We start from the raw sequence: 21,382 nt of genomic DNA on the forward strand, positions 1-21,382 counted from the left end.
GTTATAGTTTCTAAGAATATATTTGCACCTAATGGAGAAGATTTACAAGCTCCAGTAGAAGCAAAAGTTGTTCAAACTGAAACTACAGAATATGATCTTGTAGTTGCATAACACTTGTAACACCTTAAGAAAGCACCTCTAAGTTTATGAGAGGCTTTCTTAGCAATTTTAGAAGTATTTAGGAGGAAATAGTCGTGGAATTAGATTTAATGCAGTTAGTGGCTAATCTAGGCTTTCCTGCTATAGTAACCATGTATCTATTGGTTAGAATCGAAGGGAAACTAGAAAATCTAAGCATAAGTATCAATTCTTTAAATTCAAATATTAGTGAATTAAATAATAAAATGTAAAAGATTATCGTCAATGGCAAAGTCCGTTACTAAAAAAGCTACACATCCTAAAATTAGGTGTGTAGCTTTCTTTGCTAAAAACTAGAATTTTATAAAATCCAAGTATTTATCATAAATTTTATAACCATTAATTGTAGATTCCAATATATGAAAAATAGTACCTAAGCACTCTTTTTATGCTTATTTATAATAGACCTTATATAACTTTCAGACATATTATATTTAATAGCTAACTCTTTATGATTAAATCCATTGTAGTCAGCCATAATAGATCTATCTATAGTCTCTTTGTATATCATTTTTTCAGTAGGAAAGTACACTGATGTCCCTCCAAATTCTTTAAATAAAGCTTTAACTTTGTCTATTCCAGGCTCCATAGCTATATTTTCAAATTGTGGAGGTAAATCACTTATTTTTAAATCCATAAATATCCTCCTATAAATTTATTAATATGGATATTCTACATATATTTTTAATTTCCTAATATCATTATATTATCTATAGATTTATAATTTTTTTAGTTTTTTCAATTCCTTAGGTATACTTGGTTGATGTATTATCCATGTACAAGTTGTATTTACAGACATAGTAGCAACAAATATAGCCAAGTAACTTGTCTTCTTTAATGATTTTAATATAAGTTTTTTCATCTTTAGCTCCCCCTACTAAACGCTGACTTTAAACTTCCTAAACATAACATTATATTTATCCAAAATAGTGAACTACAAGTATATGCTGATAACTCCCTAAATTCATTTTTATTAACAAAAGTTAATGTAAGTACATAAACTATACCTGCCAATATCTTAGATATTTTTCTATATTTATTAATTTCATTTAGAGTTAATGGGTTGTGTCTATGCTCCAATGGAGATAGTGTCCAAATTCCCATATAACTTAGTGTAGAAATAATAAAAATCATTAATGAATATACTGGTGAATAAACTCTTGCTGATGTATATATGGTTAATATAAATATAAAAACAAATATTAATAAACATTTTATATAACAATTAGCATGGTATCCACCTGAAAACTGCCTTATTGGGCAATAACATACTAAAAATACTATAGAATAAAATAACTTATTAAATAATAATCCAATACTTAATACAATTACTATATTTACAGTAAATGCTATTAATACTTCAAATCCATATTTATATACTTCGTAATCCTCTTTATTTATCTCTTTATTTTCAATTAAAAAAGATGTTATCTTACTTGCATATGACTTGAACATATCGTCCTCCTAAATATTATGCATCGACAATAACATCTTTTTTTATATGATTCAATATATTATGCAAAACTGGTCATTATATAAACCAAATTGGCATAGTATACCTTTATATATTACTTCATGAAATTAAATTTTATTTTACCTGTATGTAACGGCTATCAGTATTTAACTGTATTAAAATAATTGATATTGGAAATAAACTTCCTAAAATTATCCCTAATAGCCCACCTATTTTATCCATTATAACAATAGTTATTAATAAAATAATAAAATCCATTATATGACTAATAAAACTATTTTTTATTCTAAACTTAGAGTTACAATTTGAGCATGTAATTTCTCCATATCTATTTAGTAATGATTTTAAATTTCGCCTAAAATCAATTTCATCTTTACAAACTTTGCAATTTTTCATTATCTAAAACCTCTTATTAATAATCCTATAACTTTACTACTTCTACTCGACCTTAATTATATCTTTCTTCTTTAATCCTATTTACATCTCTCTATTTTCATAAAAAAGATGTTATCTTACTTGCATATGATTTGAACATATCATCCTCCTAAATATTATGCATCGACAATAACATCTTTTTTATATGATTCAATATATTATACAAAACTGATCATTATATAAATGTAACTGATCAATTCTTAAATATTAATAATAGAGTGAAGTGTAACTACTTCACCCTATTATTAATATAAAGTTTTATCATATATTTTTAACGTAATTAATATTTAAATTAAAAATCACATAAATATTAATCCAATAATAATAGATAAAATAAATAATGTAACTCCTATTGCTCGATATAAAACTTTTTTCTTATCAGAAGTACTATTATTACCTACACTTTCAAATGCATTTCCAAGATTGCTTAATAAATTTATTATAAAATCTAACATTATAATTTAGCATGTATATTATTTATTTGACCAAGGTCAACTAAATATGATGCTCCTCTAGATGCTGCAGTAGCTACATTTCCTGCAATACCATAACTGTTAAGTGCTGCTAATATTATTCCTGCTGGGGTTGCAAATGCTCCTGCTGCTATATATCCTGCAAGTAAATTCCATAATGTTTTCACACCTGCACTGTTTAATGCTTTTGATGCCTTATCCCAATTATTTTTAGCACTTTCTATTTCTTGTCTTAATGCACTTGTATTTCCTGAGTTCCATGAAGATGCAGATTTATAATATGTCTTTGTATTTCCTTTTGTATTTCTAGCAATAAGTATGTTTGATTTTCCACTTTGAACATATACTTTAAGGTATGATTGATCTGGTCCACTACTTCTATAATGCTTACTTAATGAATAAAAAGGCTCTGCTTCATTTTTAGAGTTATGTATACTATTTTTGATGTATTCTATACCATCAAAATAGTTTGTAACTATAGGTTCCTCTCCTTCTACTGTAGCTCTCATATCTCCCGTATAACCGTTAATTTCTAATTTTATATTATTTTCAGAATATACTTCTTTAAATTCATTTTCATTTCCAAACATTTCATGAAATTCAATTTTCATTAACTTAATTTGATCTTCTGAATATAATTCTTCCATACTAGTGTTCTCATTAAACTCATCAGCTTGTTTCTTTAGCTCTATAATTTTATCATTACTCAATCCATAAGTTGCATTTTCCATAGCTGATGCTGTATTTAATATTGGTGTAGAAATAGTTACTCCTATTAATGCTAATGCCATACTTTTTGTTACTCTTTTCTTAAAAGTCATAGTGACATCTCCCCTTCAATGTAAATTTAAGCTTTGTTTTTTTATTTAACATCTTAAACTTACAATTATTTAATTTGAGGTTCAATACACTATGTAAAACTGGTCATTATATCAACATAACTGGTCAGTTTTTAAGAGAAAAAATAATCTTAAGTAGAAACTTGTCATCATCAAACTCAATATTTAGATTTCCATCATATTTATTTACAGCATCTTTTATATTCTTTAATCCTATACCATGCATAGATTTATCTTTTTTATTTGTAATAAAATTATTGTTTTTTATATTGATGTCATTAACCTTACTGTTTTCTATTTTTATAAAGCAAAAACTATTTATATACGTAACATTTATAGATATATACTTACTTATACTTTCATCTAAAATTTTATCACAAGCCTCAATTGCATTATCTAATGCGTTAGAGAATATAACACATAAGTCCATCATATCTATAAAGTCTAAGTTGCTAAAATCTGCGACTATATCAAATTTAACACCTTTTTCCTTGCATATTTGATACTTCTCATTAATAATAATATCAAGTATTTTATTTCCAAATTTAAAGTTTATATCAGGTATCTTTAAATCTAAACTATTTATATATTCTTTTACATCTTTTTCATTACTTAAATTAGAAATACAAATCATATGATTTTTCATGTCATGATAAATTCTTTTTATACTTTCTTGATTTTCTTCTATCTTCTTGTAATATCTATATTCTAAGTCAATTTTTTCTTTCATAAATTCGTTCTCTATCTTAAGTTTATTACTCATTGTTATTTTATAAATTATTATTAATAACGAAATACTAGAAAGCAAAATAAAAAAGGATATGAAAATAAGATTAAAATTATCTAACTTAGAAATACCCATTTTAAATATAATTAAAAGGCTCAAAATATTTGTACATATTGGAATACCTACATATATAAAATCATTTTTGCTAATTTGTCCTGATAATTTAAAATACTTAAGAACTAATATACCTATAAGTAAAAATGATTTAGCTAAAATTATAGCTTCTAGTCTATATAAATTGTAATCTAATAACATATTCACACTAATATCATTTATATAAACAACACCACTTATACTAAGTGCGTCTATACCTATTAACATCAGCCAATAAACTAGGGGAATTATAAATGCTTTAGATAAGTTAACTTCATAGTTTAATTTGAAGTAAAATATACTTAATACAATTGATATAAGTAATCTTAAATCTGGCAAAATACCAAATATATTCATAGAAAATGCTATCCCTAAAATCAAAGAAAAACTTAATAAACTTTGCTTTTTATTTACCTTGATAGTACTTAAATCATTTACCAAGATATATAAAGATATCCACTCTAGTATTAAAATAAATATATCTAATAACTTCCAAAAAATAATACTATTTAACATAGTCTATCTCCTAAAGTCTCTGTAAGCTTAATCTTTAACTGTTTTATTCTATGTTTACTTATTGGGATAATCGTATTATCTATATAAATATTTAATACATCTATTTTTTGTATTCTTTCTAAATTAACTATAAAACTATTATGACATCTGAAAAAATCTTTATTTAATAACTTCTCTATTTTTCGCATACTCATTTTTATTGTTTCACAATTATTTACGGTATGTATATTTAACTCTCTCCTATTTGTTTCAATATATAAAATTTCATCTAATTTGATCTTTATTAATTTTGACTTATCATTAATTGTAAGATACTGATTTTTCTTTTTTAGTATATTTTTTATACATTGAGTTAAATGCTTTTCAAAGACATTATAATCTATTGGTTTTAATATATACCTATAAGCATTTACCTCATAACCTTCACAAACATAATCTAATAAAGATGTTGTAAATATTATTTCTACATTATTATCAAATTCTCTTATTTTCCTAGCCGTATCCATACCATTTAAGCCATTCATCTGAATATCTAAGAACAATAAGTCTACATTGATTGGATAGTTATTTAATAAGTTTTCTCCTGATGAAAACTCTAATACATCATAATCAATATTTAATGTATTAAAAAATCTAAATAAATAATCAACTAACAAACCTCGATGAAGAGTAATATCTTCACAAATGCCAATAATAAAAGTTTTATTACCCATAAAGTCACCCCTCTTATAAATAGAAGACCCTCTCAAAGAAACACCACATATTTATAAAGAGCCATTTTTTTACGCACTATTTTTTTAGTGTAGTTCTTACTTTCCCTTCACTTATGCCTAACTGCTTAGCTATCGCTCTATTACTTAGTCCAGAGTCTTTAAATTCTAATATCTCCTTCTTTAAATTTAATAACTCTTGTTGCTTTTTAGTTAATCCATTCTCATTTCTTCTCTCTGCTCTTCTTCTGGAATTATTTCTATCATATTTTTCATCAAGTCCTATAATAGTTTTCATATGTTTTTGCTCTTTACTTGTAATTCCTAATCTATCAATTAATGTTTCATTCTTATACCAATAGCCTTCTTTATCCCTCATGCCTTTAGAAATCCTCTTACGTTCACCGCTTCTTACACCTTGCTCATATGCTATAAACTTTTCTATAGCCTTTGGAATACACCTTAAAACAGCTTGTACCTCGGTTTCTTTAAGTGGTTCTGTAAATGCATTATTAAACTCTATAACTACATTTTCAAGGTCATAAGCATCTCTTATATAAATGCCCTTCCAGTATGCATAACAATGTAGGGCCATGTTTCTACAACCTGTCATATCATATTTTCTAAGTCTGCATAAAGTTTCTAAATCATTAGCTCTTTCCATATGTAAACTATATGAGTTGAAGAATCTATTACAAATAACTTTGTTATCAATTTTCTTAACCTGTTGCATCTGTAGCTGATGTGTTTTAGGCTTATAATTTAAATACTCTTCTCTTAATTCATACATAGAGTATTCTATATCGTTATCTATATATAAAACCTTACAATCTGTATCGCATCTTGAATTTATAGTCCCAGGTAATCTAAGTACTCTAGCTCCATCTGTGGCCCTTCTATCAGCCCCTAAATGCTTTAAATTATAATATATGTAATCTTGTAGCTCTTGCCATGTATTTAAAGCTCCATAAGGAGCATTTTTTATTCTAAAGTAAAGATGTACTCCTCTTCCACTATCTGTTACCATAGTTGGTTTTGGTATTTTACCTTCATAATGTAGTAGCCATATCATATAAACTGTTTCAGCCTTTTCTAAACCCATACTCTCACAGTCTATATCTTGAAATAGCGCTCTAAATTGTCTTATATTTTCTACTCTTCTTTTTGGTAGATACATTGTATTTGGCGCTAAAAATACATCTTCTTTCTTATGTAATTCTTCTACAATCTCTCTTAATCCGTTATTTTTAGTGTTGTATATTTTAATGGTCTTCTCACCATTATTTTCTTTATCATCTATTTTTAATATTTGAATATAACCATCAGTACTTTCATCATATAGATGGTCACAAAACTTTGTCATTTGCATAAAAAAATTCCCCTCTATTTTTAGTATGTTGACACTAAAGATACGGAGATCTCTCTTTTAATTATAAAAATTATTCCTAAAATATATTTAGTTTAATAAAGTCTATAATTATTTTTCATATTGTTCAAATAAATATCAAATTTATTGATATATTAGAATTTTTATGATAATATGAATACATAATAACAATATAAAAAATCTCTGATGAGAGTTCTCTCTTATCAAGAGTGTTTATAAAAAAGCTAGGAGTAAGTCGCCAAACTTAATCGCTCCTGGCTTTTTCTCATTTTATTTACGATTTGTCTATTTAAATTTTAGCATAAATATACATTTTAGTATATATAAAAACATTTATACCTTTTTTATAACTTAATAGCTTTATATCTATTATTATTTACTAAAAATCTGGTATTAAATTTGTCTACTTTTTAGATTTCTTTGACTTTTTCTTATACTTCTCTTCATATGCAGAAAGTGCTTCTTCATTTAATTCAACTGAATCAAACATCTTACTAATTATGTCCTCTAGTACCTCAGATACTGTCATATTATTTTCATATGAAAAAGACTTTACCTTATCTGCTACATCTTTTTTTAACTTTATACCTAACATAACTTTCTCTTCTTTTTGCTTTGGTTTATTTATTAAATCTAATACATTTATATTATTATTTTTACTATTTATAAAGTCTTGTCCAGTTGATTTTTCTTCTATTTTTTGCTTTATATTAAGTAATCCATTTTTTTTGTTTAACATTGGATTTTCAATACTCATAGTCTTTCATCTCCTTTATTAAATAAATATTAAATCTTTATTTAATTATTTTTTAATTATTATTAAATAACTATTAAATCATCTTGTATATATTCATTTATAAGCTCTGTTATTTCATTATCTATGTCAGTTTTTATTTTTCTTTCTTTAACTTTTACATACTCGCTTATTGGTTCATTGTATAAAATACAATTTTCATAATGCACAGATTTTCTCATTGTTTGCTTAAATGTATTACCTAATATTCCTTTTTCATTAGCACATTCTAGCCACATTTTTATCTTCTTATTTTCTTGTTTTTCAAATTTAGTTATTACTGGTTTTCTTATATCATCTTTATCGATTCTAAGAGCCTTTTTAATATCTGTATAAGTTTTTACTAATAAGTTATATCCTGTTAATGTACTATAGCATCCATAGTTTATTATAGGAATTATATCAGTACAACATATAAATACATTTGTATTTAATACAGATATAGCAGGATTTAAATCAAATACTATTAAATCATATTCTGATAATATATCTATATTTTTATCGTCTGTTAGATAGTTTAATAGTGTATATTCTTTGCCTGGTTTTGTATTAAGTACTAGCTCTAGTGTAACCATATCTATATTACTTGCGATTATATCTAGATTTTTAAATTTATCTATAGGTGATTTTATTATTAATTTCTCTAACTCTACATTATCTTCTAATCCATCTTTTAATGTGTATATATTAGATTCTATAACTTCTTCTCCCAGTAAAAATACTGATGCGTTAGATTGTGGATCTGCATCTATAAATAGTACTTTTTTATCAGGATAATTCTTACAAAATTGATATATAAAATTTAAGTTTAAACATGTTTTTGAACTTCCACCTTTAAAGCTCATATGTGTTAATATTGTCTGATTTTTAGCCATTTAACCCTCTCCTTATGAGATATTAAAAAAAAGATTAAATATATATTTAATCTTTTTTTAATATCTATTTAATAAATATTATAACATACATTTAATAACTATTAAATAGATGTTTTCAACTTAAAATACTAATTGTATAAATGCTTAATCAAATTTAATCTCTATTAAATATCTTAAATTATAATTCCCAATAAAAGTAAATATTGTACTGTTTATTAATAAGTTAGGATTCAAAATTAATGATTTAACAAATCTAAAAATTATTTCTTTAATATTATTAATTAATGAATTAAACTTTAATAGGGAGATAAAAATGAGTTTTGAATTTGCTAATTCCTAAAAATACTGTTAATGATTTATCTGAGCAAACTTTATTTATAAATAAAATTAAGGGTCTTAATAACTAAATTAAAACCCTTAATTCAAATCCTTATAAACTCTTTTTATAAGAATCTATCTATTAACTTTATTCCACATATACCTAGATACTATTGGTTCTATATCTAGTACAACATCATTTTTTTCTTTTTTTCCATGATACTCGAATATCCCAATATAATTTTTATTTTTTAATATATAATCGACCTTCTGCTTTGAAAATCCATATTTAGATCCTATCTTGGCTAGTGAAAGTCCTTTAGATCTTAATTTAAATATATCTTTAACTATCTTAGCCTCTTCTTCATCAACTTCAAATTTACCATCTTTATTTACTTTATATCCAAGTGCAGGCTTTCCACCAACCCATCTATTCTCATTAAGCCTTGCTATTCTACCATTTCTAGTTCTTTCGTTTATTACAGCTCTTTCAAACTCTGCAAAGCTCCCTAACATCTGTAAAAACAGCATGCCTTGTGGTGTTGATGTATCAAACATCTCTGTAACACTCACTAAAGCCACCTCATGCTCTTGAAGTTCATATATCATAGCTAATAAATTATATAAACTCCTATGTATTCTATCATTTTTATAAACTATTATCATATCTATATCATTTTCTTTGACGTAATTCATCATCTCATAATATTTTGGTCTATCTGTTGATTTACCTGATACTGCTTTATCTATAAACATTTCATCTATCACGATATCGTGAAGTTTAGCATACATTCTAATTTTATCTTCTTGGTCCTTAAGTGAAGTGTTATCTACTTGCATTAAAGTTGATATTCTACAATATCCTACTGCTCTTTTTTTCATGTCGTCCTCCAAATGTAATTTATTAATACCTTTTCAGTTAATTTTTATGTTTAATGATAAACTAATAATGCAATTTGAGCATAAAAAAGTCAAGTTTGTCGGCTCAAACTTGACTTTTTTATTTTATAAAACTTAGTAAATCTTAGTTATATCAATATTTTTATGTTTAGTTGAAATCACTTTTTTTAATTTTGTTATTTATCGGTTTTAATATTTTATTAAAAGCTTTTTCTATTTTAGATATAAAGAACCTCCAATCTTATTATGATTGAAGGTTTTTCAAAGTTTTAGATTTTATTCATTGTAATAATTAGATTATTGCAACATTAAAAGGAAATGCCCTCCATCTATAACTTATTTAGATTCCTCCTTTAAAGATTTTACTTCATCTACAGTCAACCCAGTCTTTTGAGCTATTATTTCATCAAATACTTTATCTCCATCTTCATTAACTTACTTTCTAAAACAACCAATTCAGTTGGACCACTGTCCTTTACTTTTTTATCTATTACAAAGAACTTAAGATCTTCTTATGCAAATATCTCCATAGCCCTTTTCATTAGTTCACTGCCTTTAGTTTAATTATATCATTAAGTTGTTGCATCTATTTATACTTTTCTATAAACTCAATAAATGCTTTACTTATAATATCATACATATTTAAATGACGATATTTATCTTTGCATAAACTTGAAAAATTATCCCATACATCTTTGTCTACACGAATAGTAGTTTTTATTGCTTCTGATTTATCAAAATCTATTTGAAGTCCACTTTTAACTTCTATAACATCTATAGGACAATTGTCCTCCATATGGAGGACAACTTTACTTAAGTGTTGATATTTTATCTATGATTTTATATAAGTATCAGTAAAACCTCTACTCGTAGTTGATTTATAGAACTTTTTTATTTAGTAAGTTATAGTATAAACCTTATTCAAAGTGTCATATTGTCCTAGACATCCTAAATGTGTTTTTAGAGAATAATTAAATCTGCTATCATAACTTTTAAAGGGAGGTTTTTTATGTTTTATAATTCTTTAACTATGTCAGGAATTTTCTTTATAATATCTTTTATATTTTTGATATTTAGAGATAAAGCATGTTTTTTAATTGCTGGGTATAACTGTATACCTAAAGATCAAAGAAAAAATTATGATGAAAAGAAACTTAGTAAAGATTTCGGAACTACTTTTTTTAAATATGGTCTAATCTGGCTATTCGGGGCAGTTGGTTGTATATTAATTTCTAATTGGAGTTATTTGATAGCATTTATAATTTGGATAATCTACTTTTCAAAAAATACTAGCTTTAGTAATAAAATATTTGATAAATATAAAATAAACTAGCCTTAAAATTTCATTTTAAAGTTATGTATTTAAGATAAAGTTAATGCCCTTAAAATCTAAATAAATGGATTTTAAGGGCATTTCTACTAGTCATCTTTAAATGTGTTTTTAAAGATTAGTTTAAACTTCTCTTTTGAAAACAGCTAAACCTTCCAGCCAATGTATTTGGACTAATTCCCAACCTTCTCTACCTAAGGGATTGAATAGTTCTTCTAGTGCTTCTGTTCTATTTTTACTTGCTGATTTTTTAGTAATACCATCTTGACCATATAACTGTATAAATTTATATTCGAATTGTTTCATTTTCTATCTCCTTTTTAATCAATATTATAGCAAAATCAAGACGGCTAAATACTAATTATTACTATTAGTCCTAAAATTTCATTTTGAATATTTTTACACATCTAAATATTACTATAGTCTTTAATACAATGTACAAAAAACTAAATGGGAGAAATTATACAGATAGATATTAAAATAATAATATTATTATTAAAAGTATATTCATAAATATACTTTTAAATTGCATTTTTTGACAAAAAAATAATACAAAGTATTACATTAAAACTAAAATTATTGATTATATTTATTTTCATTGATATTTATTTTATATACTAATTTTTTTCAGTTAAAACATTGGTGTATAGTTTTAATTTGTAAAAAATACAGATTTATATTTTTTAAAGTGGGGGAGATTTAAAAATGAAAAAAAAATTATTTGTATTTTTATTAATATCATCAATATTTTTTCAGTTCAGCAACATAAGTTATGCGATTGAAAAAGATGGTATAATTGAGAAAAACGGTGAAAATAAACAGGATTTTGATATTGAAAATGAAAAAGATTCTATAAAAAAAGTATTAGAAACGTTTATTAAGGATGATTACAATTATAATGGTGGAAAGAATGATTTCTCAACAATTGGAAATGAACAGTTAAAGAAATATTTATTAGCAAGAAATACTGTAAAAGCTACAAATCATAAAACAAATTATAAAAAAGTTCTTTCACAAAATTTTGAATTTAATTATAAAGATTTTGCTAAATTGGGTAATTACGTAAAAGTTAATGTTTACATGCTTGAAACTTATTTATTTAAAGATGAAGATACTGGACAGCTCAATGAGGCTGGAGCAGGTAATGATTATATAGTATATCTTTCTAAGATAAATGGAGAGTGGAAAGTTATGTCAGCAACAATTGATGTTGATATTGATGCAGTAGATGATGAATTTGATGTTAATAAAGAATTAGGTTATGAGGGTAATAAAACACAAAAAAATATTGAATTAAATTTAAATAAAATGCTTAATAAACTAAATGATTTAGAGGACGCTTATTCTAAACCCATAAATGGAGAATCTTTAAGTACTGACCCTGATATAAAATATGATGTAGAAAGAGGTAATGCTCTATCTGCAACTCAAAGGAAAGCAATCTATAATTATGCCTATGATTATAGAATGCATCGTCGTAATCCAAATTATTTATCTTTTGAAACAACTGATTGCGCAAACTATGCTTCTCAAGCACTTAGGAAAGCTGGGGCAAGAGCCGATAAAAATCATTCAATTGTAATAGATGGAAAAAAAAGAACATGGTCATTAACACCAGATTCTTTCCACATTCAGCCAACTTATGGAGATGCATGGGCTCAAGCTCATTACCTAAGAGCATTTATCGTTAGAAATGAAAATGGTTATAGAGGACCTGGTGGGCATGCCATTGGATATGGTTCAAAATTAGAGTTAGGTGACTTAACATTTATTTATCATAATGAGTGGAAAAAATGGTTCCATACTTATATAGTTATTGAACCTGGCCCTAACTTTAAAATAGCATGTCATACAAAAGATAGATGGGGGGATCGTATTAATGATGCAGCTCCTGAAAGTAAATACCCTAGATCGTATGTACATTTAACATCTTTAAATTAAAAATTTATATTTTTTATTAAGTGCATAAATAAATCTATAAGGGGGATAGCATAATGAAAAATAAAAATAAATTATTTGTTTTTTCATTAGTATTATCGATTATTATTTTCTCTAGCATTTTTATATATCTAAAAATAACAGCTGAAAAAGATTCTATAAAAGAAGTAGTGGAAACGTTTATTAAAGATGATTATAATTATAATGGCGGAAAGAATGATTTTTCAACAGTTGGAAATGAACAATTAAAGAAATATTTAATAGCAAGAAATGATGTAAAGGCTACAAATCATAAAATAAATTATAAAAAAGTTCTTTCACAAAATTTTGAATTTGAATATAAAGACTTTGCTAAATCGGGTAATTACATAAAAGTTAACGTTTACATGATTGAAACTTATTCATTTAAAGATGAGGATACTGGAAAAATAAATGAGGCCGGAGCAGGAAATAATTATACAGTATATCTTTCTAAGATAAATGGAGAATGGAAAGTTATGTCAGCAACAATTGCCCTTGGTGCTGATGCTGATGCAGTAGATGATGAATTTGATGTTAATAAAGAGTTAGGTTATGAAGGTAATAAAACACAAAAAAATGTTGAATTAAATTTAAATAAAATGCTTAATAGGCTTAATTATTTAAAAGAAATGTATTCTAAACCTCTAAAGTAGAATATTTAAGTGTAATTAAAATAATATATTTTACTTTTTTAATTATTTTTTTAACTCTAAAGATATATGTATAAAATAATTTTTAATACATAAAAAAGATAACTAATCCCGAAATTTCACTTTAAAGACTAGTTATGTATTTAAGATAAAGTTAATGCCCTTAGAATCCAAATAAATGGATTTTAAGGGCATTTCTACTACATGTCTTTAAATGAGTTTTTAAGGATTAGTATTTCTTTGAAGTCAGGTAAATCACATATTCCATATAAAATAAATTTTTCTTGTGCATCTATTAATCATAGTTCATTAGACCCACACCATAATATGATATAATTATTATATATTATTAATTTATGGGGTAAAATTATGGATATATTGTTAAATGGAGTATATATATATGGCATAATTATAATCATAATGATATATATATCTTACATTATGTCTAATAAATAAAAAGCCAATAGAATTAATTCTATTGGCTTTTTATTTATTAGACATACGAAATGAAAATCGATATAAAAAATAACTAGTCTTAAAATTTAGATTTTGGGAATAGTTTAAAAAAATCTAGTATTTCCAATACTTGTAAAGTTTAACGAAATAAAGAAAGGTCAAACTTAAATTTATTAAGTCTAATCTTTCTTTATTTTATTTGCTTATAAGGCTCTAATTTCGATTTTAAGGCTTATTTTATAAATAAATAACCTATTTACCCTTAACTTTATTATTTTTGCTCTATATGGATTTTATACGTTTTTTTAGCCATAATTTACGGTGATTATTTATCCATTACTTGTACTTTTCCATGTATTCTTCCAATGCCATAGACACTAGATCTTGATTATTATATTTTTTATGTTTACTACAAAACTCTTTCCATTTAGTTAATGTTTCACCATAAACTCTGAATGAAGTTACTTTTGCTTCACCTTTGAATTCTTTAATTTGTATTTCATTACTAGCAACTACTTCTATTACATTTGTAGTATCTTTGTAATACAAATTTTCTTTAAAAGCATTTATGACTTCAAATATATCTTTCTTTGCTTGAACTATTTCTAATAAATCATCTTTATAATTTTGTAATACAATTGTAGTATCTTTGTAATCTGAATCAAAATTTTCTTTTTCATGAACTATATTTTTTTGTATTACATTTATATTTTCTTTGTAATATCTTTTTTCTTTTTGAAAATATTTATATCCATTTTCTCTTATAATTTTTTGAAGATATTTTTCTCCTATCCCTAGATTTTTCCTAATACAAGTTACAGTTTTTCCTTCACTTAATTTTTCATTTATGTACTCAATTTTTTTATCTATATCTAATTCCAAAAACTCCTCTTTAGTCATTTTATCTCCTTTAAAATAATCAATTTTTTTGTAATACATTTGTAGTATATTACAAATGTATTACAAACTCCTTTTAATATTTTTTATAAAAAATAAAAAGCCCTCTGCAAGAGCCTTCGGAGAAAAAAGAGCATAAGGAGTTTTTGTCCCCATCTGCGATTTGGGTCTGGGCAAAGCCCAGTAATACTCTCATTTTAAGTAAAAAAATCATGACCCCATGAAAAAATGAATTGCCTCCACTTTTGCCACCAATTCTGCATCCAAAATGCATCCTAAAAAATAACCTATTTTATACTAAAAAAAACAAGTGATAGGACTTGATCCATCGCTTGTTTTTTTATTTTTTAACTATACTTTTTAGCAAGTTCTATTAATATTATTGGGATCAATATACAGTTAGCTATAGTAATAATACTCATGTCATGAACATCTAAAGTTAGTATCCAAAAAAGAGCAGCAACAATGAATATTTTTTCCATCTTAGTAAATATTTTTAAGAATTCTTTCACCGTCTAAACCTCCCTATAATTAAGCCTATCGGCTAACAACTCCTTATAACCTATCGGTCTTCAGTCGTACTAACGCAGAGTTCAAATGACCAACTCAGAAGAGGGTTGTCCATCAAACTCTTTTGTTTTATAAGTTTCTTATGTACTTGCTTATATGGTTTTTATATAATACCAGATTCGAGTTAATTTTGGACAGAGTTAGCCTACGAACAAGTCGCAAGCTAACCTCCTATCAGGTATATAATACCGTCATCTCGCCATGTATACGACCATGGAACGTCTAGGACTGATACAGTCAACATAACACCTCATAATTTAATATAGACTACCATTTCCCCCAATAGTCGGTATCGTTATGTTTGCACAAAGAAATGCCACAAACCTCGCTTTCAACATATGTAGTATCGAGTCACTACTCTCTGCCCTTCTTGATGGTATCAGACATCAATATATGCAGTTGGGACTTTAACCCAAGTGTTTAGTCGGCTACCCCTGTACTCTGTCGAGCCATTCGGTTTGCTCTAGGTCAAACACTCTCCCTTATAAAACCCTATCTATTCAATTTTTTATATGTATGTAAATATTTCTTTTCTCAGCTAATATTAATTATCGAGCCTAATATCAATGCTCCCATTCTCTCAAGCCGTTTAAGTATGGTGTAAGCTAATACTAATTAATCAAGCATAGTATCAATGCTTTCCGACCTCAAGCCTTGTCTAAAAACTAAAAAAAGCTATTCTCAACTGTGAGAATAGCTCGATATTTCATAAACCTTTTTTAAATTTATAATCTTGTATAATTTTCAAGTATATATTATACTAATCTTGATTATAAATTTAAGAGTAAACTGTTGTTGTTCTAATAAGTATGGCTGTACTTCTTAGTAATAACAGTTTATAAGGCTTACTTGTACTATCTAACTGCTACCAACAGTTGGGTACTAATTTCCGATTAGGTTTGGCGACCGAAAGGGAAACTTGTAAGTCTTTTTTATTTTGTTTTCTAAATACATAATATAGTTTTTTACATAAATTTACAAATCTTTTTTGTTAAAAAACTATATTTTTTTAAAACTTTCATAGATATAATAAAAAAATCCTAAAGGAACATTAATGCTACTTTAGGATTTTTATTATTTACAATTAAATATACGTTATAATATTTTTCTTAATATAATCTTGTTATATGAAACAGAATTCTATATTTTTTATTTTTATTTCTATTCTTTTTTTATTCTCTTGTACAAGATTATTATACTTAATATGATTATATTTTTTTACTTTATTCAACATTTAAATTATCATTTTAATCAAATATACTGTTTAAATCTAATCCTAGTCCCATCGTGTATCTTATTAAATTTATTAATGTTGGTCTTCTTCCGCACTTTTCTATATTGGATATTACTTGCTGAGTTAATCCCGTTTTTCTAGCAAGCTCTTTTTGTGTTAATCCCATTTCTTTTCTTCTATTCGTTAAATTACTTATAAATTTAAATTCAATTTCATAAGACTCAAAGAAAAACTTACTTTCTTCATCAAAAGACTCAATTTCCATATCTAATCTATCTAGATCCAATGGCACACATACTTCAGAATTCTTTAAGTTTTCTTTTTTCATAATTTACATTTACCTCCTAATCAAATATAGCTAACCAGAAGAGTTTAAATATTTATTCTTGTCTTTAATATTACAACTGGACTTGTAATGCAACTTATTCTATTCTGTATTTGTTTTTTCATTTCAAATATATTTGTAACTGTATCTTCTGCTCCGATCGTCTTAAAAAAAGCATTTATGTTTTCTCTTTTACTTTTTAAAGTTACTCTTGATATGTTTTTTAACCTGCTCATTTCTTGATACCTCCTCGTTTAATTATTTTATTTTATACATAATGTTTTTAGCATCCTAGAGCATTCCCTCAAAGGGGAATAGAAAACTTACTACTTTTACTTATATACTTTTTGCTCTTTGCTCTACCAATTTCAAATCCTTTTGCTCTGTTTTGTTTTTTTGCTTTCTTGCTATATGTAAAATGACTAGATCCTCACCTTTATACGAGTAAAATATCCTCAAATCACCTTTAACTATTTCAAATGCTTTCACATCTATAGCTTTTATTTTCTTGGTCTTGTACATTTTCAGCGCAGACACATGATCTTGACCTAGTCGTTTTAGGATTTGTGCTATAGCAGCTCTTTCGTCTTTATTGTTTGCAAAAGATAGTAAGTTTTCTATTCTCCCAATGGAATTATGTAATGTAACCATAATTTTACCTCCAGGATAATATATTTTACACCGAATACGGTGTATTTTTCTATAAAATTTAACTAGATATTCCTAGTTCCTTTAATTATACATTATTTATTTTTTTTTTGCAAGCATTTTTTATGCTACAATAATACCTACTATTACTCATAATAATAAATAATAATATGTATATCTATATATAATATCAATGCAGAATAGAAAAGTATTCAGATGATTTTTTACAGCAGGATCATTATATATGGAGCTTAATTCCCACATATTTCTATATATTTAAAGCATCAGAAAATACATTTTAATTTTTCATTATTTTATTATCAATAATTCCATTGCTTTTAAATTAACTTTAATAAAAAACTTTATATAAGCATTGATAAACCAAGGTTAGAACAATTTTATCAATCCCATCAACTAGTCTCCAAATTTTACTTTAGAAATTGTGTATTTTACATAAAGTTAATGCCCTAAAAATCCAAGTAAATGGATTTTAGGGGCATTTTTGCTAGATATCTTTAAATGTGTTTTTAAAGATTAGTTTAAACTTCTCTTTTGAAAACAGCTAAACCTTCCAGCCAATGTATTTGGACTAATTCCCAACCTTCTCTACCTAAGGGATTGAATAGTTCTTCTAGTGCTTCTGTTCTATTTTTACTTGCTGATTTTTTAGTAATACCATCTTGACCATATAACTGTATAAATTTATATTCGAATTGTTTCATTTTCTATCTCCTTTTTAATCAATATTATAGCAAAATCAAGACGGCTAAATACTAATTATTACTATTAGTCCTAAAATTTCATTTTGAATATTTTTACACATCTAAATATTACTATAGTCTTTAATACAATGTACAAAAAACTAAATGGGAGAAATTATACAGATAGATATTAAAATAATAATATTATTATTAAAAGTATATTCATAAATATACTTTTAAATTGCATTTTTTGACAAAAAAATAATACAAAGTATTACATTAAAACTAAAATTATTGATTATATTTATTTTCATTGATATTTATTTTATATACTAATTTTTTTCAGTTAAAACATTGGTGTATAGTTTTAATTTGTAAAAAATACAGATTTATATTTTTTAAAGTGGGGGAGATTTAAAAATGAAAAAAAATTATTTGTATTTTTATTAATATCATCAATATTTTTTCAGTTCAGCAACATAAGTTATGCGATTGAAAAAGATGGTATAATTGAGAAAAACGGTGAAAATAAACAGGATTTTGATATTGAAAATGAAAAAGATTCTATAAAAAAAGTATTAGAAACGTTTATTAAGGATGATTACAATTATAATGGTGGAAAGAATGATTTCTCAACAATTGGAAATGAACAGTTAAAGAAATATTTATTAGCAAGAAATACTGTAAAAGCTACAAATCATAAAACAAATTATAAAAAAGTTCTTTCACAAAATTTTGAATTTAATTATAAAGATTTTGCTAAATTGGGTAATTACGTAAAAGTTAATGTTTACATGCTTGAAACTTATTTATTTAAAGATGAAGATACTGGACAGCTCAATGAGGCTGGAGCAGGTAATGATTATATAGTATATCTTTCTAAGATAAATGGAGAGTGGAAAGTTATGTCAGCAACAATTGATGTTGATATTGATGCAGTAGATGATGAATTTGATGTTAATAAAGAATTAGGTTATGAGGGTAATAAAACACAAAAAAATATTGAATTAAATTTAAATAAAATGCTTAATAAACTAAATGATTTAGAGGACGCTTATTCTAAACCCATAAATGGAGAATCTTTAAGTACTGACCCTGATATAAAATATGATGTAGAAAGAGGTAATGCTCTATCTGCAACTCAAAGGAAAGCAATCTATAATTATGCCTATGATTATAGAATGCATCGTCGTAATCCAAATTATTTATCTTTTGAAACAACTGATTGCGCAAACTATGCTTCTCAAGCACTTAGGAAAGCTGGGGCAAGAGCCGATAAAAATCATTCAATTGTAATAGATGGAAAAAAAAGAACATGGTCATTAACACCAGATTCTTTCCACATTCAGCCAACTTATGGAGATGCATGGGCTCAAGCTCATTACCTAAGAGCATTTATCGTTAGAAATGAAAATGGTTATAGAGGACCTGGTGGGCATGCCATTGGATATGGTTCAAAATTAGAGTTAGGTGACTTAACATTTATTTATCATAATGAGTGGAAAAAATGGTTCCATACTTATATAGTTATTGAACCTGGCCCTAACTTTAAAATAGCATGTCATACAAAAGATAGATGGGGGGATCGTATTAATGATGCAGCTCCTGAAAGTAAATACCCTAGATCGTATGTACATTTAACATCTTTAAATTAAAAATTTATATTTTTTATTAAGTGCATAAATAAATCTATAAGGGGGATAGCATAATGAAAAATAAAAATAAATTATTTGTTTTTTCATTAGTATTATCGATTATTATTTTCTCTAGCATTTTTATATATCTAAAAATAACAGCTGAAAAAGATTCTATAAAAGAAGTAGTGGAAACGTTTATTAAAGATGATTATAATTATAATGGCGGAAAGAATGATTTTTCAACAGTTGGAAATGAACAATTAAAGAAATATTTAATAGCAAGAAATGATGTAAAGGCTACAAATCATAAAATAAATTATAAAAAAGTTCTTTCACAAAATTTTGAATTTGAATATAAAGACTTTGCTAAATCGGGTAATTACATAAAAGTTAACGTTTACATGATTGAAACTTATTCATTTAAAGATGAGGATACTGGAAAAATAAATGAGGCCGGAGCAGGAAATAATTATACAGTATATCTTTCTAAGATAAATGGAGAATGGAAAGTTATGTCAGCAACAATTGCCCTTGGTGCTGATGCTGATGCAGTAGATGATGAATTTGATGTTAATAAAGAGTTAGGTTATGAAGGTAATAAAACACAAAAAAATGTTGAATTAAATTTAAATAAAATGCTTAATAGGCTTAATTATTTAAAAGAAATGTATTCTAAACCTCTAAAGTAGAATATTTAAGTGTAATTAAAATAATATATTTTACTTTTTTAATTATTTTTTTAACTCTAAAGATATATGTATAAAATAATTTTTAATACATAAAAAAGATAACTAATCCCGAAATTTCACTTTAAAGACTAGTTATGTATTTAAGATAAAGTTAATGCCCTTAGAATCCAAATAAATGGATTTTAAGGGCATTTCTACTACATGTCTTTAAATGAGTTTTTAAGGATTAGTATTTCTTTGAAGTCAGGTAAATCACATATTCCATATAAAATAAATTTTTCTTGTGCATCTATTAATCATAGTTCATTAGACCCACACCATAATATGATATAATTATTATATATTATTAATTTATGGGGTAAAATTATGGATATATTGTTAAATGGAGTATATATATATGGCATAATTATAATCATAATGATATATATATCTTACATTATGTCTAATAAATAAAAAGCCAATAGAATTAATTCTATTGGCTTTTTATTTATTAGACATACGAAATGAAAATCGATATAAAAAATAACTAGTCTTAAAATTTAGATTTT

The 21,382-nt window shown here is 25.5% G+C and carries 27 protein-coding genes; 7 read left to right on the forward strand and 20 right to left on the reverse strand.

Going from position 1 to position 21,382, the window contains the following annotated elements:
* The first annotated feature begins 3 nt into the window (after positions 1-3).
* The gene (locus I2H23_RS15670; protein ID WP_271933407.1) at positions 4-111 is read left to right on the forward strand and encodes a DUF2922 family protein; all 108 of its coding nucleotides are present in this window, start codon (positions 4-6) and stop codon (positions 109-111) included.
* A gap of 83 nt (positions 112-194) precedes the next feature.
* Positions 195-350 (forward strand): YvrJ family protein, encoded by a 156-nt coding sequence (locus tag I2H23_RS14035; RefSeq protein ID WP_271933394.1) that lies wholly within the window; start codon positions 195-197, stop codon positions 348-350.
* Between the two features lie 161 nt (positions 351-511).
* Here the strand turns inward: I2H23_RS14035 and I2H23_RS14040 are convergent, their stop codons facing one another.
* The 13 genes from I2H23_RS14040 to I2H23_RS14100 form a co-directional block, all read right to left on the reverse strand.
* Entirely contained in the window at positions 512-775 is a 264-nt protein-coding gene (locus I2H23_RS14040; RefSeq protein WP_195581865.1) for a Mor transcription activator family protein, read from the reverse strand.
* An 81-nt stretch (positions 776-856) separates the two neighbouring features.
* Positions 857-1,000: a cyclic lactone autoinducer peptide gene (locus I2H23_RS14045; protein WP_195581867.1), complete on the reverse strand. Its 144-nt coding sequence runs from the start codon at positions 998-1,000 to the stop codon at positions 857-859.
* A 2-nt stretch (positions 1,001-1,002) separates the two neighbouring features.
* Positions 1,003-1,593: an accessory gene regulator ArgB-like protein gene (locus I2H23_RS14050; protein ID WP_195581869.1), complete on the reverse strand. Its 591-nt coding sequence runs from the start codon at positions 1,591-1,593 to the stop codon at positions 1,003-1,005.
* Between the two features lie 133 nt (positions 1,594-1,726).
* Complete coding sequence (locus I2H23_RS14055) at positions 1,727-2,008, reverse strand: hypothetical protein (RefSeq protein WP_195581871.1); 282 nt, start codon at positions 2,006-2,008, stop codon at positions 1,727-1,729.
* A gap of 338 nt (positions 2,009-2,346) precedes the next feature.
* On the reverse strand, positions 2,347-2,502 hold the full coding sequence (locus I2H23_RS14060) for a hypothetical protein (RefSeq protein ID WP_195581873.1): 156 nt from the start codon (positions 2,500-2,502) through the stop codon (positions 2,347-2,349).
* Entirely contained in the window at positions 2,502-3,341 is an 840-nt protein-coding gene (locus I2H23_RS14065; RefSeq protein ID WP_195581875.1) for a hypothetical protein, read from the reverse strand. The genes I2H23_RS14060 and I2H23_RS14065 overlap by 1 nt, the downstream gene beginning before the upstream one ends.
* A gap of 124 nt (positions 3,342-3,465) precedes the next feature.
* A complete protein-coding gene (locus tag I2H23_RS14070) occupies positions 3,466-4,755 on the reverse strand; it encodes an ATP-binding protein (RefSeq protein ID WP_195581877.1) in 1,290 nt (429 codons plus the stop codon).
* Positions 4,749-5,468, reverse strand: a complete 720-nt coding sequence (locus tag I2H23_RS14075) for a LytR/AlgR family response regulator transcription factor (protein WP_195581879.1) — start codon at positions 5,466-5,468, stop codon at positions 4,749-4,751. Before I2H23_RS14075 ends, I2H23_RS14070 begins: the two co-directional genes overlap by 7 nt.
* A gap of 76 nt (positions 5,469-5,544) precedes the next feature.
* A complete protein-coding gene (locus I2H23_RS14080; protein ID WP_195581881.1) occupies positions 5,545-6,834 on the reverse strand; it encodes a response regulator transcription factor in 1,290 nt (429 codons plus the stop codon).
* Between the two features lie 421 nt (positions 6,835-7,255).
* On the reverse strand, positions 7,256-7,609 hold the full coding sequence (locus I2H23_RS14085; RefSeq protein ID WP_195581882.1) for a hypothetical protein: 354 nt from the start codon (positions 7,607-7,609) through the stop codon (positions 7,256-7,258).
* 62 nt (positions 7,610-7,671) lie between these two features.
* Entirely contained in the window at positions 7,672-8,520 is an 849-nt protein-coding gene (locus I2H23_RS14090; protein WP_195581885.1) for a ParA family protein, read from the reverse strand.
* A gap of 453 nt (positions 8,521-8,973) precedes the next feature.
* On the reverse strand, positions 8,974-9,720 hold the full coding sequence (locus tag I2H23_RS14095; RefSeq protein WP_195581887.1) for a recombinase family protein: 747 nt from the start codon (positions 9,718-9,720) through the stop codon (positions 8,974-8,976).
* Positions 9,721-10,324: 604 nt separating this feature from the next.
* The gene (locus tag I2H23_RS14100; protein ID WP_195581890.1) at positions 10,325-10,534 is read right to left on the reverse strand and encodes a hypothetical protein; all 210 of its coding nucleotides are present in this window, start codon (positions 10,532-10,534) and stop codon (positions 10,325-10,327) included.
* A 213-nt stretch (positions 10,535-10,747) separates the two neighbouring features.
* On the opposite strand from I2H23_RS14100, the gene I2H23_RS14105 reads away from it, so the two are divergent.
* Positions 10,748-11,071, forward strand: coding sequence for a DUF3784 domain-containing protein (locus I2H23_RS14105; RefSeq protein ID WP_195581892.1), 324 nt, complete (start codon positions 10,748-10,750; stop codon positions 11,069-11,071).
* A 120-nt stretch (positions 11,072-11,191) separates the two neighbouring features.
* Here I2H23_RS14105 and I2H23_RS14110 read toward each other — a convergent pair whose 3' ends face one another.
* Entirely contained in the window at positions 11,192-11,374 is a 183-nt protein-coding gene (locus I2H23_RS14110) for a DUF4177 domain-containing protein (RefSeq protein WP_195238884.1), read from the reverse strand.
* Positions 11,375-11,773: 399 nt separating this feature from the next.
* Between I2H23_RS14110 and I2H23_RS14115 the strand changes: the two genes are divergently transcribed.
* Both I2H23_RS14115 and I2H23_RS14120 read left to right on the forward strand, forming a co-directional pair.
* Complete coding sequence (locus tag I2H23_RS14115; protein WP_195238885.1) at positions 11,774-13,009, forward strand: amidase domain-containing protein; 1,236 nt, start codon at positions 11,774-11,776, stop codon at positions 13,007-13,009.
* Positions 13,010-13,062: 53 nt separating this feature from the next.
* Positions 13,063-13,680, forward strand: a complete 618-nt coding sequence (locus I2H23_RS14120; protein WP_195238887.1) for a hypothetical protein — start codon at positions 13,063-13,065, stop codon at positions 13,678-13,680.
* Between the two features lie 789 nt (positions 13,681-14,469).
* Here the strand turns inward: I2H23_RS14120 and I2H23_RS14125 are convergent.
* The 6 genes from I2H23_RS14125 to I2H23_RS14150 all read right to left on the reverse strand — a co-directional run bounded on the left by I2H23_RS14125 (position 14,470) and on the right by I2H23_RS14150 (position 18,529).
* The gene (locus I2H23_RS14125; RefSeq protein ID WP_195581894.1) at positions 14,470-15,033 is read right to left on the reverse strand and encodes a hypothetical protein; all 564 of its coding nucleotides are present in this window, start codon (positions 15,031-15,033) and stop codon (positions 14,470-14,472) included.
* A gap of 344 nt (positions 15,034-15,377) precedes the next feature.
* Positions 15,378-15,542 carry a hypothetical protein gene (locus I2H23_RS14130; RefSeq protein WP_181998672.1) on the reverse strand — a complete coding sequence of 55 codons (165 nt, stop codon included), beginning with the start codon at positions 15,540-15,542 and terminating at the stop codon, positions 15,378-15,380.
* A 1,305-nt stretch (positions 15,543-16,847) separates the two neighbouring features.
* Positions 16,848-17,162 carry a helix-turn-helix domain-containing protein gene (locus tag I2H23_RS14135; RefSeq protein ID WP_195238877.1) on the reverse strand — a complete coding sequence of 105 codons (315 nt, stop codon included), beginning with the start codon at positions 17,160-17,162 and terminating at the stop codon, positions 16,848-16,850.
* A gap of 44 nt (positions 17,163-17,206) precedes the next feature.
* Entirely contained in the window at positions 17,207-17,395 is a 189-nt protein-coding gene (locus tag I2H23_RS14140) for a hypothetical protein (RefSeq protein ID WP_195238879.1), read from the reverse strand.
* A gap of 100 nt (positions 17,396-17,495) precedes the next feature.
* A complete protein-coding gene (locus I2H23_RS14145; protein WP_195238881.1) occupies positions 17,496-17,810 on the reverse strand; it encodes a type II toxin-antitoxin system RelE/ParE family toxin in 315 nt (104 codons plus the stop codon).
* Between the two features lie 536 nt (positions 17,811-18,346).
* The gene (locus tag I2H23_RS14150) at positions 18,347-18,529 is read right to left on the reverse strand and encodes a DUF4177 domain-containing protein (RefSeq protein WP_195238884.1); all 183 of its coding nucleotides are present in this window, start codon (positions 18,527-18,529) and stop codon (positions 18,347-18,349) included.
* Positions 18,530-19,302: 773 nt separating this feature from the next.
* Between I2H23_RS14150 and I2H23_RS14155 the strand changes: the two genes are divergently transcribed.
* A complete protein-coding gene (locus I2H23_RS14155; RefSeq protein WP_195581896.1) occupies positions 19,303-20,163 on the forward strand; it encodes an amidase domain-containing protein in 861 nt (286 codons plus the stop codon).
* Positions 20,164-20,216: 53 nt separating this feature from the next.
* Positions 20,217-20,834: a hypothetical protein gene (locus I2H23_RS14160; RefSeq protein ID WP_195238887.1), complete on the forward strand. Its 618-nt coding sequence runs from the start codon at positions 20,217-20,219 to the stop codon at positions 20,832-20,834.
* The last annotated feature ends 548 nt before the right edge of the window (positions 20,835-21,382 follow it).

Origin of the sequence: Romboutsia sp. BSD2780061687b_171204_C1 (genome assembly GCF_015560225.1) — a bacterium.
GTDB classification, from domain to species: Bacteria; Bacillota; Clostridia; order Peptostreptococcales; family Peptostreptococcaceae; genus Romboutsia_C; species Romboutsia_C hominis.

Bases quoted from the DNA above. Each gene is read 5' to 3' on its own strand.
- I2H23_RS14150 (WP_195238884.1), bottom strand. From the start codon at position 18,529: ATGAAACAATTCGAATATAAATTTATACAGTTATATGGTCAAGATGGT.
- I2H23_RS14045 (WP_195581867.1), bottom strand. From the start codon at position 1,000: ATGAAAAAACTTATATTAAAATCATTAAAGAAGACAAGTTACTTGGCT.
- I2H23_RS14145 (WP_195238881.1), bottom strand. From the start codon at position 17,810: ATGGTTACATTACATAATTCCATTGGGAGAATAGAAAACTTACTATCT.
- I2H23_RS14060 (WP_195581873.1), bottom strand. From the start codon at position 2,502: ATGTTAGATTTTATAATAAATTTATTAAGCAATCTTGGAAATGCATTT.
- I2H23_RS14080 (WP_195581881.1), bottom strand. From the start codon at position 6,834: ATGCAAATGACAAAGTTTTGTGACCATCTATATGATGAAAGTACTGAT.
- I2H23_RS14140 (WP_195238879.1), bottom strand. From the start codon at position 17,395: ATGAGCAGGTTAAAAAACATATCAAGAGTAACTTTAAAAAGTAAAAGA.
- I2H23_RS14155 (WP_195581896.1), top strand. From the start codon at position 19,303: ATGCTTGAAACTTATTTATTTAAAGATGAAGATACTGGACAGCTCAAT.
- I2H23_RS14110 (WP_195238884.1), bottom strand. From the start codon at position 11,374: ATGAAACAATTCGAATATAAATTTATACAGTTATATGGTCAAGATGGT.
- I2H23_RS14125 (WP_195581894.1), bottom strand. From the start codon at position 15,033: ATGACTAAAGAGGAGTTTTTGGAATTAGATATAGATAAAAAAATTGAG.
- I2H23_RS14100 (WP_195581890.1), bottom strand. From the start codon at position 10,534: ATGGAGGACAATTGTCCTATAGATGTTATAGAAGTTAAAAGTGGACTT.
- I2H23_RS14135 (WP_195238877.1), bottom strand. From the start codon at position 17,162: ATGAAAAAAGAAAACTTAAAGAATTCTGAAGTATGTGTGCCATTGGAT.
- I2H23_RS14090 (WP_195581885.1), bottom strand. From the start codon at position 8,520: ATGGCTAAAAATCAGACAATATTAACACATATGAGCTTTAAAGGTGGA.
- I2H23_RS14055 (WP_195581871.1), bottom strand. From the start codon at position 2,008: ATGAAAAATTGCAAAGTTTGTAAAGATGAAATTGATTTTAGGCGAAAT.
- I2H23_RS14160 (WP_195238887.1), top strand. From the start codon at position 20,217: ATGAAAAATAAAAATAAATTATTTGTTTTTTCATTAGTATTATCGATT.
- I2H23_RS14070 (WP_195581877.1), bottom strand. From the start codon at position 4,755: ATGTTAAATAGTATTATTTTTTGGAAGTTATTAGATATATTTATTTTA.
- I2H23_RS14115 (WP_195238885.1), top strand. From the start codon at position 11,774: ATGAAAAAAAAATTATTTGTATTTTTATTAATATCATCAATATTTTTT.
- I2H23_RS14050 (WP_195581869.1), bottom strand. From the start codon at position 1,593: ATGTTCAAGTCATATGCAAGTAAGATAACATCTTTTTTAATTGAAAAT.
- I2H23_RS14040 (WP_195581865.1), bottom strand. From the start codon at position 775: ATGGATTTAAAAATAAGTGATTTACCTCCACAATTTGAAAATATAGCT.
- I2H23_RS14085 (WP_195581882.1), bottom strand. From the start codon at position 7,609: ATGAGTATTGAAAATCCAATGTTAAACAAAAAAAATGGATTACTTAAT.
- I2H23_RS14075 (WP_195581879.1), bottom strand. From the start codon at position 5,468: ATGGGTAATAAAACTTTTATTATTGGCATTTGTGAAGATATTACTCTT.
- I2H23_RS14105 (WP_195581892.1), top strand. From the start codon at position 10,748: ATGTTTTATAATTCTTTAACTATGTCAGGAATTTTCTTTATAATATCT.
- I2H23_RS14065 (WP_195581875.1), bottom strand. From the start codon at position 3,341: ATGACTTTTAAGAAAAGAGTAACAAAAAGTATGGCATTAGCATTAATA.
- I2H23_RS14095 (WP_195581887.1), bottom strand. From the start codon at position 9,720: ATGAAAAAAAGAGCAGTAGGATATTGTAGAATATCAACTTTAATGCAA.
- I2H23_RS14120 (WP_195238887.1), top strand. From the start codon at position 13,063: ATGAAAAATAAAAATAAATTATTTGTTTTTTCATTAGTATTATCGATT.